Annotated in this window: 16 protein-coding genes; 9 read left to right on the plus strand and 7 right to left on the minus strand. The window is 46.8% G+C overall.

The genetic code is table 11. The features are described 5' to 3' along the window. Positions 1-89 precede the first annotated feature (89 nt). Complete coding sequence (locus tag BMY78_RS19950) at positions 90-566, minus strand: DUF4385 domain-containing protein (protein WP_090902960.1); 477 nt, start codon at positions 564-566, stop codon at positions 90-92. A gap of 118 nt (positions 567-684) precedes the next feature. Between BMY78_RS19950 and BMY78_RS19955 the strand changes: the two genes are divergently transcribed. The 4 genes from BMY78_RS19955 (at position 685) to BMY78_RS19965 (ending at position 4,814) form a co-directional block, all read left to right on the plus strand. Continuing rightward, positions 685-1,152: a YfbM family protein gene (locus BMY78_RS19955; protein WP_090902961.1), complete on the plus strand. Its 468-nt coding sequence runs from the start codon at positions 685-687 to the stop codon at positions 1,150-1,152. Between the two features lie 99 nt (positions 1,153-1,251). Next, on the plus strand, positions 1,252-1,383 hold the full coding sequence (locus BMY78_RS33420; protein WP_256222229.1) for a hypothetical protein: 132 nt from the start codon (positions 1,252-1,254) through the stop codon (positions 1,381-1,383). A 210-nt stretch (positions 1,384-1,593) separates the two neighbouring features. Continuing rightward, positions 1,594-3,099 (plus strand): copper amine oxidase N-terminal domain-containing protein, encoded by a 1,506-nt coding sequence (locus BMY78_RS19960; RefSeq protein WP_256222230.1) that lies wholly within the window; start codon positions 1,594-1,596, stop codon positions 3,097-3,099. Positions 3,100-3,344: 245 nt separating this feature from the next. Further along, positions 3,345-4,814: a GNAT family N-acetyltransferase gene (locus BMY78_RS19965; protein WP_090902963.1), complete on the plus strand. Its 1,470-nt coding sequence runs from the start codon at positions 3,345-3,347 to the stop codon at positions 4,812-4,814. Positions 4,815-4,899: 85 nt separating this feature from the next. Here BMY78_RS19965 and BMY78_RS19970 read toward each other — a convergent pair whose 3' ends face one another. From BMY78_RS19970 to BMY78_RS19980, 3 genes are read right to left on the minus strand one after another with little or no spacing between them, the layout of a single operon-like run. Next, entirely contained in the window at positions 4,900-5,358 is a 459-nt protein-coding gene (locus BMY78_RS19970) for a GNAT family N-acetyltransferase (RefSeq protein WP_254790096.1), read from the minus strand. Beyond that, positions 5,355-6,275 carry a D-alanine--D-alanine ligase gene (locus BMY78_RS19975; RefSeq protein WP_090902964.1) on the minus strand — a complete coding sequence of 307 codons (921 nt, stop codon included), beginning with the start codon at positions 6,273-6,275 and terminating at the stop codon, positions 5,355-5,357. The genes BMY78_RS19970 and BMY78_RS19975 overlap by 4 nt, the downstream gene beginning before the upstream one ends. 11 nt (positions 6,276-6,286) lie before the next feature. After that, positions 6,287-7,738, minus strand: coding sequence for a MocR-like pyridoxine biosynthesis transcription factor PdxR (locus tag BMY78_RS19980; protein WP_090902966.1), 1,452 nt, complete (start codon positions 7,736-7,738; stop codon positions 6,287-6,289). 673 nt (positions 7,739-8,411) lie between these two features. On the opposite strand from BMY78_RS19980, the gene BMY78_RS19985 reads away from it, so the two are divergent. Together BMY78_RS19985 and BMY78_RS19990 are read left to right on the plus strand one after the other, a co-directional pair. Next, positions 8,412-8,768: a nucleotide excision repair endonuclease gene (locus BMY78_RS19985; protein ID WP_090902968.1), complete on the plus strand. Its 357-nt coding sequence runs from the start codon at positions 8,412-8,414 to the stop codon at positions 8,766-8,768. Between the two features lie 277 nt (positions 8,769-9,045). Then, positions 9,046-9,795: a Bax inhibitor-1/YccA family protein gene (locus BMY78_RS19990; protein WP_090902970.1), complete on the plus strand. Its 750-nt coding sequence runs from the start codon at positions 9,046-9,048 to the stop codon at positions 9,793-9,795. Positions 9,796-10,103: 308 nt separating this feature from the next. Here the strand turns inward: BMY78_RS19990 and BMY78_RS19995 are convergent, their stop codons facing one another. After that, the gene (locus tag BMY78_RS19995; RefSeq protein WP_090902972.1) at positions 10,104-10,790 is read right to left on the minus strand and encodes a 4'-phosphopantetheinyl transferase family protein; all 687 of its coding nucleotides are present in this window, start codon (positions 10,788-10,790) and stop codon (positions 10,104-10,106) included. Positions 10,791-10,870: 80 nt separating this feature from the next. Next, the gene (locus BMY78_RS20000; protein ID WP_090902974.1) at positions 10,871-11,743 is read right to left on the minus strand and encodes an arylamine N-acetyltransferase family protein; all 873 of its coding nucleotides are present in this window, start codon (positions 11,741-11,743) and stop codon (positions 10,871-10,873) included. Between the two features lie 241 nt (positions 11,744-11,984). Between BMY78_RS20000 and greA the strand changes: the two genes are divergently transcribed. Beyond that, a complete protein-coding gene (gene greA / locus BMY78_RS20005; RefSeq protein WP_090902976.1) occupies positions 11,985-12,461 on the plus strand; it encodes a transcription elongation factor GreA in 477 nt (158 codons plus the stop codon). A 74-nt stretch (positions 12,462-12,535) separates the two neighbouring features. Here the strand turns inward: greA and BMY78_RS20010 are convergent, their stop codons facing one another. Beyond that, on the minus strand, positions 12,536-13,885 hold the full coding sequence (locus BMY78_RS20010; protein WP_090902980.1) for a hypothetical protein: 1,350 nt from the start codon (positions 13,883-13,885) through the stop codon (positions 12,536-12,538). Positions 13,886-14,280: 395 nt separating this feature from the next. On the opposite strand from BMY78_RS20010, the gene BMY78_RS20015 reads away from it, so the two are divergent. Beyond that, positions 14,281-15,645 (plus strand): sodium-dependent transporter, encoded by a 1,365-nt coding sequence (locus BMY78_RS20015; protein ID WP_090902981.1) that lies wholly within the window; start codon positions 14,281-14,283, stop codon positions 15,643-15,645. A 176-nt stretch (positions 15,646-15,821) separates the two neighbouring features. Next, positions 15,822-16,916 carry a dual-specificity RNA methyltransferase RlmN gene (gene rlmN, locus BMY78_RS20020; RefSeq protein ID WP_090902983.1) on the plus strand — a complete coding sequence of 365 codons (1,095 nt, stop codon included), beginning with the start codon at positions 15,822-15,824 and terminating at the stop codon, positions 16,914-16,916. Positions 16,917-17,211: the final 295 nt, after the last annotated feature.

The following is a 17,211-nucleotide window of genomic DNA, read 5'->3' on the forward strand; positions in this document are numbered from 1 at the left end:
CCTTTGGATGGGTATACTCGTTAATCTCGTGTGTGAAGCTTGATGTATTGCATTATATCAAAATGAACATCTGCATGAATCATGTATTTTCACCCCTGCTCCTGCGCGTTCTTCGACTCATACTTCTCCCGGTGCTCCTGCTTCATTTTCACATAATCCGGGTCCGTTTTGGCGATCTCCCATTGTGCTTTGAAAATGGCTGCGGATTCAGCCTTCACCTTATCATTCTGATAAGGCAGGATGGAGCCGTCCTCCTTCGAATATTTGCGTCCGCCTTTATGATTCGTATACCGCCGGGCCCGCGAATAGCCCATTTGCAGAAACTTGCGTGCCATATCCATACCGACAAAGTCATCCTTTTTCTTATACTCCAAAAATAGTTCGTAGATCTTCTGCGAGGATTCTGTCGCAATTTCGGGTGTTTTGAACCGCCAGTATGGTAAAATCTCGCTTTTGTAGGGCTCCACCATTAATACCCCTTGCTCTCCCCGGCCAACGGTATACAGTTCAGGCTGCTTGCGCAGATCAAGCTCCTCGTAATTGAGGCTGTAATCAAACTTTTTCATGGACTCCGCTCCTTCTTGAAGATTATTGTTGTTCCTTTCCACCTCTTTACCCCGATTCTTGTACAACAAGCACGGTTAATGGAAAGAAGAGCAGTACATACATAGGAGGGATAAGGGTATGGGCATGTCCGGCAGATATCTTGTTGTCACCAAGGAATTGGTTGAATCCATTAAATCAGGTGAAGTCAGTGTTCATGATTGTTCGGTCGAGCTGGATATTGATAAAACGTGGCAGATGCTTCAGTTTACGTTGACTGGTGAAGTGGTGGAGGGGCAGCCCCCTCTGGGTTATGTGGTCCCTTTGTCAGGCGAACAATATTTGGGCAACTATTCAGACATGGATCTGTTCCTGCTGAACAATGAACAGGTGCTTGAGGCGTATATTGCGTTAGAACAACTGACACCTGAAGAATTGAAGAAACGGTTTAGCCTGGAACAAATGGTAGCTGAGGGCGTGTATCCTGTCATGGAAGATTGGGATGCAGAGGAGACATTCGATGAGATCGTTCAGACACTGAATGATGTTCAGGCTTTATATCAGGCGACGGCTGCAAGCGGGAACGGAATTGTCTTTTATATTTTCTAAGTTCCCACCTCCGTCTGTTTAATTTGTCATTATTCCGGTTATTGATAGAAACAAGGCACAGACTGTGCCTAAAATCCGGTAGAAGAGAGGGAATACGATATGACACAAGACCAGAATGAAGAGAACAAAGCCATTCAAGACGACGAGCCGGATCAATTTGAAACCCCTGCACGTACCGATGGTAAAGAATCCGATGAGGACACTGAGTCCAAGGATACGGAAAAAGAATAAACTGAACTGTTTATGGTTCGACTAGGCATAGTGCTGTTGAAGCCAATTACACCAAATTTTAAATATACGTCATACCCGAGGTCGGACCATTGTTCGGCCTTTTTTGGTATTTATTTATGGACCCGGTTTACAACAATTACCTATAACCCTCATAATAGGAGTGAACCACATTTTTCCTAAGGAGGAGATCGTATCAAAAATCACAAGCTAGTGAAGTGGATTGCCGTACCACTCGTTTTGATGATGGTTGCGCTAACGGGATGTCAGGCCGTAGGTGGCGTAGATATTGGCAAAGCCGTTGTCAACAGTACAACCGTCAAGTCCGGTGAATCCAAACAGTCGATGCATATAAAAATTGAACCTACAGCAAACCTCGTCGATGAGGATGCGCTTCAAATGATTGAACTCATTAATTCCGTTTCATTGGATATTGAAGATGCCAAAGTAAAGGACTCCAGCACGGCGTCTGTCAAAGGTACACTGAGTATGCAAGGAAAGAAATTGCCTTTCCATCTGTCGATGGATCAATCGGAAATGGTCATTGATGTAGACGGAGCGCAAAAGCCTCTATACATATCTTTGGAGGATGACACGCTTCCTATGCTAGATACGAAGGCGTTGGAGAAGCAGATCGAGGAGCTTTCCCCGAAATTGCTGACTTTTGCGCTCAAACATTTGTCCAACCCGAAAAATATTTCCGTAACTCCGGTACAGGAATCGGTTAATGGTGAATCGCTGAGTCTCTCCAAGCTGCATGTGGAGATCAGTGGAGAAGAGCTTCTTGCCATGGTTAAACCGTTTCTGACAAGTGTTGCTCAGGATGAGCAAGGACTCAAAGATCTGATTGGAGATCTGTATGATGTGTTCTACCCTATCCTCGTTACATTCAACACGGTTGATACTGGCGACGGCAGTGCCCTTCCTTCTACGATTAGCGAATCACGGGATGCCGAAGTTGCTTCATTGTATGAAATGATTAAGGGTGGTCTTGACGAGATTCTTGCCAATTACGACAAGGAACTAGCCAACTTGTTGACCGAAACACCTGAATTGAAGACGGTGTTCGGAACGGAGACCAATCTCAAATTGGACTTTTATCTGGACAGCGCACTGAATATCCGTAAACAGAACTATGATTTCAAAGTAGCGTTGCCTGCTTCTGAAGATCTGCCGATCAAATCGGTATCCGTATACGGTGACAGCGAACTGTGGAATATTGGTGGACCAGTGACTGTGGATGCCGTGGACAAAACGGCGGGTGCAATAGATCTGATGCAGGGAGATATCACGCCAGGTCAGATGTTGCGCAATTTCGATTCCAATTCACTTGTGTATCAGCTGTTGAAAGATGAAGCGGGAATCACCCGTAAATATGTCATGTTGTATCCGGACGACGAATCCTATGGCGCAATCACTGTTAAAAATACAACATTTGTTCCTCTACGCTATCTGTCCGAAGAATTGGATGCTGAAGTGAAATGGACCAAAGGGTCGGATAAAATCGTCGTGATTGACGATATCACCGGTGATGAGATTGTCTTGACTGTAGGTTCCAAGAAGGCAACCGTTGCAGGCAAGGAAGTAACGATGGTCGAACCCGCCTTTGTGGGCAAAAACGGCAAAACTTACGTCCCGCTGCGCTTTATGGCAGAATCTCTTGGGGCATCTGTAGATAAGGAAAAAGAAACAGGCTGGATTTTCATCGACCGGCCATAATTAAGATTTGTATGTAAGCCTTAGTTGAGAGGGGATTTCAGAGTATGCCAGATTTCTCGTAATGATCATGAAAGAACACAATGAAAAAATTCCGTTAGACCATTAACGGGATACGTGTGTCCTTTTTGACCCATTACGAGGAGCTTCGGCGTTTCTGAAATGATGAAACGAATCGGGGAGTGCCTCTATTGGAGGTGCTCCTCTTTGTCGTGTCATCCCAAATAAATCCCCCAGAGGTGTTATATATGAAAAGTCAATTGACCATCCAATCCAGTTCGATTACATTACGTCCACTAACGCTGGAAGACCAGGACGCGCTGTATGCATTAACCCGACAACCTGAAATCACGGATATTCTTCCCGAATGGAGGATGACAGAGGAACAGCTGCATGGTTTTCTGCAATTTGTTGTTGGCAGTTACGAGCAGTTCGATCCAAAAGATGTACGGGTCATGCTGGCAGTTGTACACAACAAAGACCAGCAAATCATTGGTTGGTGTGGTGTGTTTCCCAATGACATGCTGGATAGTGATGATCGTGAAGTGGCTTACGCCATTTCACGCGATTATCGGAATAAAGGGTATATTACAGAAGCAGTGAATGCCTTAACGACATACTTGTTCGAAAATACTCTGTTGGACCGAATCGTGGGTATTGTGAAGCCGTTTAACCAGCCTTCACGCAAGGTGCTTGAGCATGCCGAATTTCGTTATGTCTCTCGCAGAAAACTTTCGGATCAGGCAGATTACGATTACTTTGAGCGACATAAAGTACAGCCGGCACCAGCATCTTCACTGGGGCTGCAATCTCAAGTTCAGCTTCGTCGTGCATGCCAAGAGGATGCTGAAGTGCTTACGGAGATATGCACCAGAGCCTTTGACCATGCGATTAGAGTCTGGGCTAAAGGAGACACAGTTCCGGACAGCAACCTTTGTCCACCAGGCTATTCGTCTGTTCGTATGCACAGTTACGTGATCCGTGAATGGGACTATTACGTTATAGAATGGGATGGGTGTACCATTGGTGGAGTCAGTGTCAATGTATTGGGAAGCAGGCATGCGAGACTGGATAAAATCTTTATTGATCCCGTTTGTCATGGTCGGGGTATAGGATCTCAGGTCATCAGGCTTGTTGAGGCCGAATTTCCCGAGATTGGGGTATGGAAGCTGGAGACCTCGGGAAGACATCGGGATAATCATCATTTTTATGAGAAAATGGGTTATGTCTGTCTCCATGCGTCTGAAGATGAATATGGATATGAGAAAATCATAACAATAGAGCCTGTAATCCAGCTCCCATCTGAGGAATTATCCAACGTTAAGGGTGAGACAGTTACTGAATTTTACCAAGCTGATCTGGATTCAGTTCGCTTCAGCACCAGCAATCTTCGGGATATCCGGATGACCGATTGCAACCTGAGTGGGGGCAAATTCACCAATCTGAATATGACCAGCATATTACTGGCCGATTTGCGTTTAACAGATAGCAAGGTTGAATTCTGCGCTTTGGATGGTGTTCATTTCCAGGATACACATCTCGGCCCAGATAGAGTACCCATGCGTTGGGAACATTGTGACCTCAAGGGCAGTCATTTCAATGACTGTGATCTGTCCGACGTACAGTTGGAACAGTGTCAGGTGGCAGGAATGAAGATTAATGGAGTGGCTATAGAGGAGTTATTTGCTGCGTATGAGTCCATGAAGGCAAATAGATAAATGTACTTATATAGCAAAAAGAGAACGCCCGTTTCCGACCTTTGTGTTGGAAATGGGCGTTTTTTTGATGTTACTTTGTAAACAGTCAGCTGTGCTGCAAAGCCTGCGGCTTTTTGCTAAAGCCGGTGCTTCCCGCGGTAAAGCCCATCTGTTGGTAGAATTTATGCGCAGCTTCACGATCCGGGCGATTGCCGCTGTTTAGAGACAAGGAATCCACGCCATGAGTGGCTGCCCATTGCTCTGCTTCCAGAATAAGCTGACGACCGATGCCGGAGCTTCTGAACTGGTCATGCACGATAAGAGCCATAATACGGCAGTGTTTTCCGTTTTTTTCATATAGGTAAGATGTTTGGAGTCCAATCAGTCCAACGACACGGCCACGGACTTCGGCAACCAACGTTGCAAAGTTTGAATCCGCAGCGATGTGCGAATAACGCTCCTTCATTTCGGCATACGTAGTTGGATAACCGAGTTGATCCATAAGAATGACCATATCCTGCAGATCTGCAGGGGAACTGTTACGAATCGTTACACTCAGACTCATGATCGTGTTGCCTCCTTTTGGCGTTCTTTTAACGAGAGATCAATGATGGAATCCAGCAAACTGGCAAAGGAAATACCAGCAGCAGCAGCACTTTTGGGCAGCAGGCTGTTTCGGGTAAGACCCGGCAGCGTGTTCACCTCAAGCACATAGGGCATGCCATCCCGAATCATCATGTCCACGCGAGCATAGACACTGCATTTTAACACCCGGTAACAGGTTAGTGCCGCGGCTTCTACACGTTTGTGCAAATCCGCAGGCAAATGAACGACCTGCTCATCAGCGCCGCCGTCATTATATTTGGAGGTGTAATCGAAAAAATCGGCATTTGAACGAATCGAGATAACAGGAAGCATCTGACCATCCAGAATGGCGCAGGTAATCTCCTCGCCCCCAATATATTGCTCGATCATGACGACTTCGTCCCAGACGAGTGCTGCTTCTACAGCCGCATGAAGAGCCGAGGATTCCTGCACCACTTGCGTACCAATGCTGGAACCGCCTGAATTGGGCTTTACCACGACGGGATACGTTAACTGCTGCACAGCGGTTGATGACAATTCATCCAAACTGCTTACCTGAAGCCACTCGCCAGTAGGTACACCTGCATGCTGGATGAGGCGTTTGGACATATCTTTGTCCATGCATACGCTGCTCGCGAGGACACCACAGCCTGTATAAGGAACACCCAGCGACTCTAACGTGCCCTGAATTGTGCCATCCTCGCCGTATTTGCCGTGCAGAGCGAGCAGTGCCACATCCAATCCTGCGGCTTTCTCAATAAGATCACGTTTGCTATTGATCTCCACCGGAATAACCTCATACTTCTGTCCATCCAGATGGTTGATCATCTCCTGTCCAGTGAGCAGGGAAACTTCCCGCTCCGAAGATGTGCCACCCATAATCACGCCAACTTTCATGTGAATCCTCCTCATCTCATTTGAGCAACCGTCTCACCAATGATGCGAATGCCTTTGCGAATATTCTCATCGCTGACCCGGGAGAAGCCCAAACGCATTGTGTTTTGTCCCTGGCCAGGTTCAAGATAAAAAGTATCCCCGGGCATGAAGGTAACGCCTTTTGCCTTGCAAGCCGCCAGCAGCTCCCTCGTGCGGTATTCTGGTGGGAATTGTACGAACAGGTGAAGTCCGCCTTCGCCGGAAACCCGGCACATCGGCAGATACTGCCGCAAGCAGCGGACGACCAGCTCATATTTTCGCTTGTACTCTGTGCGAGCCCGCTTCAAATATTTCTCGAAATTGCCGTTGCTCAGATACTGATAGAGCAGGGACTGATCCAGCGTCGAGGTATGAATGCTGCGCGCCCGTTTCATGCTTTCCAGATAATCAATCAGTGCCGCATCCGCAATGACCCAGCCTACGCGCAATCCCGGAAACAATACCTTGGAGAAACTGCCCAGATACACGAGTCCGTTCCCTTTGCCCACACTGGCAATCAGAGGGGAGACATGGGAACCGGAATAGCGCAGTTCCTCGTTAAAGCCGTCTTCAATTATCGGCACATGGTAATGGTTCATCAGCCGAATGATCTCTGTCCGTTTGGCAGGTGATGTGACGATCCCGGTTGGATTGTGGTAGGAGGGCACAAGGTAGGCCAGATCATACGGGTTTGCTGCAAGTTCCCGTTCCAACTGCTTCAGGTCCAGACCATCTGATTCCATATCCACACCAGTGAGATGGAATTGATGAAGTCTCAGATTTTTAACAGCGGTATGATGTGTCGGGTTTTCACACAGAGCCCTGCCGCTTTGTTTGCGAAGTGCGCCCAGTACCATATCAAAACCTTCCGTAAATCCGTTGGTAATCAGAATATCCTTGCCGGATAGGTCGACACCTTTATTTTCCATATATTGCAGCAGATACTTCATAAGAGGCCTGTAGCCTTGCGCATATCCGTAATTCAGCAGCACTTCCCCTTCAAGCGACATTCGGTCGAGGAAGGCTCTTTTGACATTATGCATGTCGAACAGCTTCTCATCGGGCGCGATGCTGGTAAATGAAATCTCACCGCGCTCCGAGCCAGAGCCATGCTTCATCAGATCATACTGCTCTGCCTGGATTGCGTAGTCGCTGACACGTTCGTTCCAGTCCAGCTGCCACCCGGAAGTTGCCTCAGGTGCATCGATGGTGGAACTTACGTAATTGCCTTTGCCTTTGACCGCGTAGATCAGGCCTTCCTCCTCAAGTTCAGCATAGGCCAGCAGAATCGTGCTGCGGCTTACTTTCATGAGTGTGCTGAGTTCGCGGGTGGAAGGGAGCTTTTGTTTGGCTTGCAGGCCGCCTTTGAGCATCAATCGCTTCATATAATCTTTGACTTGTATATATACAGGGCGGTCCTCCGTCAGTTGCAGATCGGAATACATCCCATCACTCCCTCTTTTGCTATCTTGCCATATTATAACCCCCGCAGAAAGAACCACGATACCTCTGTTTGCCTGCGGAGGTGGTTGGTTGTTTGCGCAAACGTAAAAAAGCCCTAGCATCATGCCGGGCTGGGGTGAAACGTGATCCATTTCTTTTATAGTGCTGCTGCTATAACTTTCTAGGTTGGCGTTGCATGACTAGTCTCTCTAGGATCGATAGCTATCTGTCCTTCTACGTGTGTCTATTTACTCTCGTACGGCTATAATTGCAGGCTTTCTAGGTCAATCCAATTCTATACTATCTTCGAAAATCTAGGATCTTTCTACGTTTGCTTGCTGCAAGGGTCGAATAGATGATGAATCGTAAAGCTATAAAGCTAGGTTCTTGCTAACTGTACTCTTGTCGTGCGCACGTAACAGAATTCAGTATGAAAAAGATGATCAATCATAGGGTACAATAGACGGAAGTAGATATAAAGACATATGTCTTAGTGCCCAAATTCTTCCTCATACCCCTATAGTACCACTTTGAATCAGGAAAGTTAACCTTTTTTTGAAATATTTGTCGTAAGTGTTGGAAAAAGCGTGAATAGTGCTGCTTATAGAATGAAATGGTGTCCTTTTGGGATATATGATAGGATGTAGACCTATAGATAATGAGGAAGTGAGCCTATTGATTAATATTACTGTGCCAACACCAGATGTCATCATCACGAAGCAGGCTGATCCACAGCTTAGCCACATTTATGGATTCACCGATTTCCACCTGATTACACGAGAAAAAGGTGGTATCTTCATGTTTTACAATGCCGATGATGAGTTGTTATTTGTCGGGAAAGCACGAAAATTAAGACCGCGCATCAAGAAACATTTTGAAGATACGGTATCACCAATGAAGTCACACCGCGAGGAAGTAACCACCATCGAAGTATGCGTTATTGAAGATCCGGTGGATCGCGAAATTTACGAGACCTATATCATCAACACGATGCGTGCGAAATACAATGTAGATAAAGTGTTGTACAAATAAAGTATCTCGAATATACCCCAAGAGCGTTAACAATTGGAATCAAATGATTGAAATGTGCTGAATATAGTAAAAATCACTCTTTGCAACGTTTGGGACATATAGCCTATACCTTGCGTAAACAGACAAGGATGCGATCTGCGGATTGCATCTCACGTCTGCTTGGAAGCAATAGAATTTTTTTCAATATGCAATTTAATATGTAGTTCGCAGAAATGGCAATGTAGAACGTAGAGATGGTAATACAGGATTAACCAAATACATAGAAGAGGTGATTGTTGTGATCGGACGTAGCGGTAACCCTACACTCAAAGATAGTACGTTTGAAGACTCCAGAGGATATGGAGATGATCGGTATCAAACCAGAATGACGATCAATGGTACGGTAAACAAGGCGTTTATTACGCTGGTCATCCTGCTGGGCAGTGCGTTTGCATCCTGGATGATGTTTTTCAATGGAGAGGAAGTGCTTCCTCTTGCATATGGAGGGGCGATCGTCGGATTTATTCTCGCATTGATTATTTCGTTCAAACCTGTTGCAGCGCCTTACCTTGTGCCGATCTATGCCGTGGCGGAAGGGATGTTCCTCGGTGCACTCTCGGCTACGTATGAATACTTGTATAACGGCATTACGCTGCAAGCCGCTTTGCTGACCATGGCTGTCTTTATTGCTCTGCTGATGGCATACAAGACCAGATTGATTAAAGCTACGGAGAATTTCAAGCTGGGGGTTGTGGCAGCAACCGGAGGTATTATGATTATGTATCTCCTCAGTTTTGTGCTTGGTTTGTTCGGGATTACCGTTCCCTATCTGCATGACAACAGCCTGATCGGAATCGGCATTTCTGTCGTCATCGTTATTGTGGCTGCGCTGAATCTGGTACTTGATTTTGATTTTATTGAAAGTGGTGCCGACAACGGTGCTCCGAAATATATGGAGTGGTACGGTGCATTTGGATTGATGGTTACGCTGGTATGGCTGTATATTGAGATTATCCGTCTGCTGGGTAAGCTGCGGAGCCGGGATTAATTGCTTCAAATCTTTACAAACTTAATGTTGCATAATTCGTCATCAAAAGCTAACTCGTGCCCCAAACACGCAGTTAGCTTTTTTGCCTTTTATGGGATAGTCCTAACATCGAACTGTGTACATCAGCGATACTGACGCGGCTGCAACGATACGGAAAAAAGGCGGTCAGGGTCTCTTCCGGAGGCAAAAGAAATCTCCATCATTGACGCAGGATTCACAATAGTTCCACGTTTCGAAAAAATCCCTGGCGGGTTCGCCAGGGTTTTAAGCTTGATGTTATTGGAGGAGTGAGGTTTATAACCCCTCCTTCATAATAATGCCTGATACAACTCTTCGATTGTGATGATATCCGGCTGGGTAGGTAAAGCTTCTCCTGCGGAACAAGCTGCTAACATATGCCCATGATCCAGTCGCAGGCTGAGGAATGGATAAGCGGCTGCTTCTGGCGAGTGCCAGTTCCCGTCAGCATTACGGATCATGGAGAATGAATCAAGTGGCATGGACAGGCCCATGCCTACGGCCTTGATGTAGCTTTCCTTTAACGTCCATAGACGGTAAAAGGTTTCCAGCTGCATCTCAGTGGGCTCTGCATCCAGAAATTGACTCTCCGTAAGAGAGAAGAATCGCTCCGCAATCTTCATATCGATGGGCGCTATTTTTTCCATATCTACACCCAGATCAGCGTCACCGCCAGAGATTAAAGCAATCCAATCGCCGGAGTGCGAGACATTAAATTGAACATCTGCATGCTGACTGAGTGCAGGTTTGCCGTATTTGTTACGGGTAAAGGAAAGTTCTTCTGGCCTTAGGCCAGTCAACTTGCTCAGCGTCACACGGGTCAACACTTCACCCAGAACAGAGCGATAGGCATCCGCCTGATGTACAAAACGTGAAGCTTGTCCTCGTCTTTCCTCAGATACCCGGGACAGAAAAAGGTTCCAGTATGCCTCCGGCAATTCTGCCGGAACTTGAAGAACTTGAATCGTTATCATCATTTATCACCTGACGATGTATTCGGCATCGATTGCAGACTTTCCTTTATCTCCATCGGTTTATCGGGTCTGCCCTTGCCGATTCATACCTGTTGTGTTCTTTTCCATTCTTCATGTGCAGCCTGTACCCGTGCCCACATTTCTTGGCGTTCCACTTCTGTGTAATTCACCAACGGTTCGTGGAATTTCTCAGCCAATACGTCTTTCCACTCGGTGTAGGTTTGAATTTCCTTTTTGCGGATACCTTCAAGGTCATGCGTCCGGAGCATACATCCACGTAGTTCGTTGCTTTGGAGAGCTTGCCTCTGACGGAGCAAAAATGTGTTATGCCAAGGTGAATCAGCTGACTGGCTGTAGAATTCATGCTTGGGAATGAACTCTTCCAGGCTGGTAAGCTCTTCGGGAGCGTAGTCGACACCCTCACTTGGCCCGTTGGGTTCATATTCAAGTCTCCATCCGCCAGGAGCTACGGATGAAGGCACTAATGTATAAGTAAACGGCGCCGATCCATAGGTTCCATAACAAAGAGGAAGCGGTTCGAAGGGCATGCCACCCAGACCAACATCCACAATCCAACGTTCCACATTCGGGTCTGCATCTGGCAAAGAGACCGACAGACCGAGATGGAACGAGTTCACACGTGGCTGCTCTCCATATGGCTGAACTCCGGCACGATGCCAGTGCACCGTATATGCCAGAGAACGAAGCAGGACGCTGAAAGCGCCATTCAGATGAAAACAGTAACCACTGCGGCCTTGCAAGATAAGCTGGACCGATTCTTGAAGATCGATGCCCGCATGCTGACCTGCAAAAATATCGACCGTTTGCCAGGATAGATGCTGCACATGTGCCTGCTGGATTTCGGATAGGAATTCCAGGGTGGGTTCCTTGATATCTTGAATGCCTATCCGTTTCAGGTAGGCCTGTATTTCAGATGGAGTCAGTGTAACATTCATCCAGATCACCTCGAATCATGTAGTGGGCGTATTATAAACGGCTGCTGCCCTGAATTCATTGTAAAAGTGAACGGATGAAATGAATACACAGATTTGCTTCAATTGTACCGGTACAGTCTAAGGAGATACATGCACATATTTCCATCAATGGGAGCGTTATTTCTTTTTCTTGGTATGTTAACCGTTTGGAGTGGATATAGGTTAGAATATAGATAGAAAGCAGGATTAGGAGATGGAAAAAATGGCTAATGATGAAGTGATTTTGACACAGGAAGGCTTGGAAAAGCTGGAGGACGAACTGAGGGATTTAAAGACGGTGAAGCGTAAGGAACTGGCTGCGCGTCTGAAACTCGCGATCAGTTACGGTGACCTGAAGGAAAATAGTGAGTATCATTCAGCCAAAGATGATCAGGCTTTTATGGAAACCCGCATTTTGATTCTGGAGAAAATGCTGACCAAAGCAAGAGTTATCACTTCGGACAATATCGACTCGAACAAAGTAAGCATTGGCTCAACCATTCTGCTGAATGATATTGAATTCGCCGAGAAGATTGAATACATGCTGGTGGGTCCGGCCGAGGCGGATGTTGCAGATAATAAAATATCGTACGAAAGCCCGCTTGGCAAAGAACTGATGGGCAAAGAAGTAGGCAGTGTCATTCATGTAAATGCGCCGATGGGCATTATCAAATATGAGTTGCTTGAAATTAAAATTTAATCGAATTAGAGGTGTTTCGGCAACCATGGAGATGGCTGTTGAAACACCTCTTTTTTATTCTTGCAAAATAATATTCAGCTACGTTTTTTTCGTCCATCCAGAACTTCACGGGTCATGGCATATACAACCCAGAGCAGAATCACGATATGGATCATCGCAATGGAAATGCCTATGCCATACATCAAATCATTGCTCAGTCCTGAACCGTGCATGCTGAAGCTCGCTCCATGTCCTCCGCCAAAGTTACCAGGCCCATCACCGATGCGCGATTGTCCTTCCTCGGCTCCAAAGTCGCCACCAGAGCCCGTACTCATGATCATGGCAATATTTACGTAGGTCGTCAGGGAGAAGGCGATTGCTGCGTACATCCATTTACGTTCAAAGAACGGAATCAGAATCAAGAATAACAAAGCAGGTATGCTGTAGCGCTCATGAATTTCCGTTGGCAGCATAAAGAAGGCGAGATTCACCGCTACACCTGCAATGAGCAGAGATGAAATACGAATTTCCTTAATCAGCAGTAGATAGGCCGCTACTCCAACCACGGCAATGGCAAGCAGCAGCAGACCAAGCATTTTATACGTCACTATGCCAAACAACACCGTAGCATCGCTGGTTCCCGGATCACCAAGCAGGTGATACCAGATATTCATGGCGTTCAGGGAAAGCTGCGGATACATATTAACGGCGCTTCCGTAAGCGTTGGTCAGCATGGTGCCGAGGGTTCCATTTGCTGCAAAATAGAGAAGCACAGGCAGGGAAGCGATCGTTAATCCTGCTACAAATAGAAGCGTGGCCCGAAATTGCCTGTGATAAAGCTGGCGTAGTAATACAATACCGATGACCGGAGCAATGACAATCGCCTGAAACTTTGCCAGCAGGGCAACGGAGAACAATACACCCGCCAATAGAGGATTACTTAGCAGCAGAACGGTTGACAGCACCATTAATGTACTGTGCAGGATGTCGATCTGTCCCCACATGGCACTGTCGACCAGCAGACCCGGGTTGAAGGAAAGAACTGCAAGCAGAACCAACCGTGCACCAGAGCTTAGCTTTTTGAATGTGAGGGTCAAGACCGCCATGGACAGCATATCGAAGGCGATAGGCAGTATTTTCATGGATAGATGGCCAGCTGAGGCGGTTATGCCGAGTCCATCCAGTATCCAGCGGTACAACCCCAGAATGAAGATAAACAAGGGTGGATAGTTCTGATCTTTTCCATACAGGTATGATTCGCGAACCCCGTATTGGTGGACGGCATTCATCCAATCGACGAACAGGGACTGATCTCCGATATAACCCCTGAATTGTGTTCCAAGGTACAAACGCAGCAATAGACCGCCAGTAAAAATTAGTGCAGCATACAGCCAGAAATGCCTGTTCCAACGGGTGTTTGGATCTCTGTAGCTCAGTGTGTTCATCCTTCTCCTCCTCAGCATGTCGATTGAGATTGGTGCAAGTATAGGTGACCAAGCTGAAAAAGGGATGAATTTTTGGCATACGTCGCCCCTGCAGAAGCTTAAAGTTTGCTGAAGACCAGTGAGGGGAAAGTTGAGTTTGCAGCCATCTACGGAATTTCCAAATTACAGACCAGGGTTGGCGTAGTCTTTTTTATCACATACTGCATATGAGGAGGTTCAGTGGACTGCATATCACAGGCTGCTTGCTTTGTTAAGCGAAGAAGGCAAGGGCAGCGTATTTAATGTGGATATTCCTGTAAATAAATAACATTTCGATTAATTTCGATTTTCGAATGACCTGAGGGGATGACTGTTATATAATAACGGAAAATCTTAGAACAGATGGAGTAGATATAATGAATTTCAGTAAGTCCAATAATTCCAATTTGAATCAAGACGGACCGGGCAAAGGTGAACGCTTCTCACAGGCTGGATTCATTCTGGCTGCCATTGGTAGTTCAGTGGGTCTCGGCAACATGTGGAAGTTTCCTTATATTACGGGAGAGAACGGGGGCGCTGCATTTTTCCTGCTCTTTATCGTCTGTCTCCTGTTGATTGGTCTACCCGTATTGCTGGCTGAGCTTGCGATTGGCCGCAGCGGCAGAGGAAGCGCGGCAACAGCCTTTATCAAGGCAGGCGGGCAAAAAGGGTGGCTTGCGGCTGGTTTGCTGCAAGTATTGACGCCATTTATCATTCTTTCCTTTTATGTCATCATTGCAGGATGGACGCTGCAATATGCAGTGACATCATTCAGCGGTACGCTGTATAACAATCCGGATTATGCTGGGCAATTTGGTGAATTTGTAGGCGGTTATATGCCGATTGTGTGGCAGTTAATTTCGGTTCTGATTACAGGCTGGATCGTAGCCAAAGGGGTATCAAACGGAATTGAGAAGTTTAACAAAGTGCTGATTCCGGCGATGCTGGTTCTGCTCATTATTCTGATGGTTCGTGCAGTGACTTTGCCAGGAGCTGGTGCGGGAGTTTCCTTCTTCCTGAATCCGGACTTCTCGCAGCTTACGACTGAATCTGCGCTGGTTGCGCTTGGACATGCCTTCTTCTCCCTATCGCTGGGTATGGGTATTCTTGTGACATACGGTTCCTATGTTGATAAAAATCAATCACTCGGTGCAGCAACCGTTGCTGTCGGTGCGGGTGACCTGATCTATGCGTTCATTGCGGGTCTTATTATATTCCCAACGACCTTCTCCTTCGGAATTGCACCCGATCAGGGTCCGTCGCTGATCTTTATAGCTCTTCCGGCAGCCTTCTCGGCTATGCCGCTGGGCTTCGTGTTTGGCGGGTTGTTCTTCGTGCTTCTGGCGATTGCGGCATTAACGTCGGCGGTATCCTTGCTGGAAGTTCCGGTGAAATATTTCATGGAGAGATTGTCCTGGGGCCGAAGCCGCGCGGTATGGACCATTTCACTTGCCGTTTTCATCGTTGGGCTTCCTTCGGTATTGTCGCTCGGTTTGTTCCCTGAATGGACCATTGGCTCGAAGAGTGTGTTCGACTGGATGGACTTTGTAGCATCCAACATTTTACTTCCGATTGGTGGATTGCTGGTTACTATTTTTGCCGGATACTTCTGGAAAAAGGCTGCCGAAGCATCCGGCCTGCGTGCAGGCTGGTTCCGGGTATGGCTGTTCATGCTGCGTTATGTAGCGCCAATTCTGGTGCTTCTGGTTCTGCTGCACACCTCCGGTATTATTCACTTCTAAACGTCTGGGAATTGAAGTGAAGAAATAAGTTACTGTGCAGATTTGCCATTGATAAAACCTCTTGGAAGAAATGCAAAAGCCCTTGTGTTCGCTCGTCAATTTTGGGACAATACAGAGTAGAGGTTTTTTCGATAGACCGATGAGCCATATGCTTTTTGCGAAAAGAGGACAATAACATGATTAAATCATCTATATATGGATTAACATTAGAGCAATTACGTGACTGGCTGCCGGAGCACGGACAGAAGAAATCCCGTGCTTCCCGCATCTGGGAATGGTTATATCAGGAGCGTGTGCACGATTTTACAGAGATGACAGACGTGCGTCAGGAATGTCTGGATGTCATTTCGGAGCATTTCACGATGAACTCACTGAGTGAACATGTGAAGCAGGAATCGGCAGACGGCACGGTGAAATTTCTGCTGCGTATGCAGGACGGGAATCTAATTGAGACAGTTTTAATGCGCCAAAAATATGGTCTCACTGTATGTGTAACCACTCAAGTGGGATGTAACATTGGTTGCAGCTTCTGCGCGAGCGGGCTGATCAAGAAGAGCCGCGATCTGTCCGGTGGTGAGATTGTGGAACAGATCATGCATGTACAACAGTATCTTGATGCAGCTGGTCAAGGCGAGCGGGTAACTAACGTAGTCGTGATGGGAATTGGCGAGCCGTTTGACAATTTCCAGAACATGACTGACTTCATCGAAGTGATCAAGCATCGTAAAGGGCTGGCTCTTGCCGCCAAACGGATCACCGTATCCACGAGTGGACTGCCTGACAAGATCAAGGAATTTGCAGACAGCAATCTGCAGGTTAATCTGGCGATCTCCCTGCACGCACCGAATAACGAACTGCGGACACAGATCATGAAGATCAACCGAGCCTTCCCGATTGAACAATTGATGGACGCGGTGGATTATTACCTGGCTACGACGAACAAGCGTATTATGTTTGAGTATATTTTGCTTCGGGACGTTAACGATCAGCGTGAACATGCGGCCGAACTGGCTGAACTGTTGTCCAGCCGCAAGAGTATGGTCAGTATCAACCTGATTCCGTACAATCCGGTGGATGAGCACAGTCAGTATCAACGGAGTACAGAAGAGTCCATTCTGGGCTTCTATGATACATTGAAAAAGAATAACATTAACGCAACTGTACGCATGGAACATGGTACCGATATCGATGCAGCCTGTGGACAATTGCGCAGTAAACAGATGAAAAATAACGCCACTGAATCTCAGTCAGGTCGTCTGGCTTTGGGATAAGAATGCAAGAGCCAACGCTCGGTTAGCGCATGGCTTCTGCGAGTCTGCGAGTGGTGGAACTCCTGCAACTCGCGTCGCCCATCCGCGTATGGGGTGGCGCGAGTTTTTTTTGATTTCGCACAGGTCGAAGTCCCCGAAGTACCTGCCCGTTATCAGTACACGTTTACTAGACCCCTCCCAATGTGGCGCTACATCTAACGAACACACCGCACCTTATTGTGGCAAATGATACGAATTAGAAATCCTAAGGAACTTCAGCCACGTTAATACGGTAAAAGTAGCAGAAAAAGGTGCA

The organism is Paenibacillus sp. OK076, assembly GCF_900110055.1.
Taxonomy (GTDB): domain Bacteria; phylum Bacillota; class Bacilli; order Paenibacillales; family Paenibacillaceae; genus Paenibacillus.

What these genes read in the sequence shown, in the direction of transcription:
- BMY78_RS20015 (WP_090902981.1), top strand. Translation starts at nt 14,281, where the DNA reads ATGAATTTCAGTAAGTCCAATAATTCCAATTTGAATCAAGACGGACCG.
- greA (WP_090902976.1), top strand. Translation starts at nt 11,985, where the DNA reads ATGGCTAATGATGAAGTGATTTTGACACAGGAAGGCTTGGAAAAGCTG.
- BMY78_RS20000 (WP_090902974.1), bottom strand. Translation starts at nt 11,743, where the DNA reads ATGAATGTTACACTGACTCCATCTGAAATACAGGCCTACCTGAAACGG.
- BMY78_RS19995 (WP_090902972.1), bottom strand. Translation starts at nt 10,790, where the DNA reads ATGATGATAACGATTCAAGTTCTTCAAGTTCCGGCAGAATTGCCGGAG.
- BMY78_RS19965 (WP_090902963.1), top strand. Translation starts at nt 3,345, where the DNA reads ATGAAAAGTCAATTGACCATCCAATCCAGTTCGATTACATTACGTCCA.
- BMY78_RS19955 (WP_090902961.1), top strand. Translation starts at nt 685, where the DNA reads ATGGGCATGTCCGGCAGATATCTTGTTGTCACCAAGGAATTGGTTGAA.
- BMY78_RS19950 (WP_090902960.1), bottom strand. Translation starts at nt 566, where the DNA reads ATGAAAAAGTTTGATTACAGCCTCAATTACGAGGAGCTTGATCTGCGC.
- rlmN (WP_090902983.1), top strand. Translation starts at nt 15,822, where the DNA reads ATGATTAAATCATCTATATATGGATTAACATTAGAGCAATTACGTGAC.
- BMY78_RS19970 (WP_254790096.1), bottom strand. Translation starts at nt 5,358, where the DNA reads ATGAGTCTGAGTGTAACGATTCGTAACAGTTCCCCTGCAGATCTGCAG.
- BMY78_RS19980 (WP_090902966.1), bottom strand. Translation starts at nt 7,738, where the DNA reads ATGTATTCCGATCTGCAACTGACGGAGGACCGCCCTGTATATATACAA.
- BMY78_RS20010 (WP_090902980.1), bottom strand. Translation starts at nt 13,885, where the DNA reads ATGAACACACTGAGCTACAGAGATCCAAACACCCGTTGGAACAGGCAT.
- BMY78_RS19975 (WP_090902964.1), bottom strand. Translation starts at nt 6,275, where the DNA reads ATGAAAGTTGGCGTGATTATGGGTGGCACATCTTCGGAGCGGGAAGTT.
- BMY78_RS33420 (WP_256222229.1), top strand. Translation starts at nt 1,252, where the DNA reads ATGACACAAGACCAGAATGAAGAGAACAAAGCCATTCAAGACGACGAG.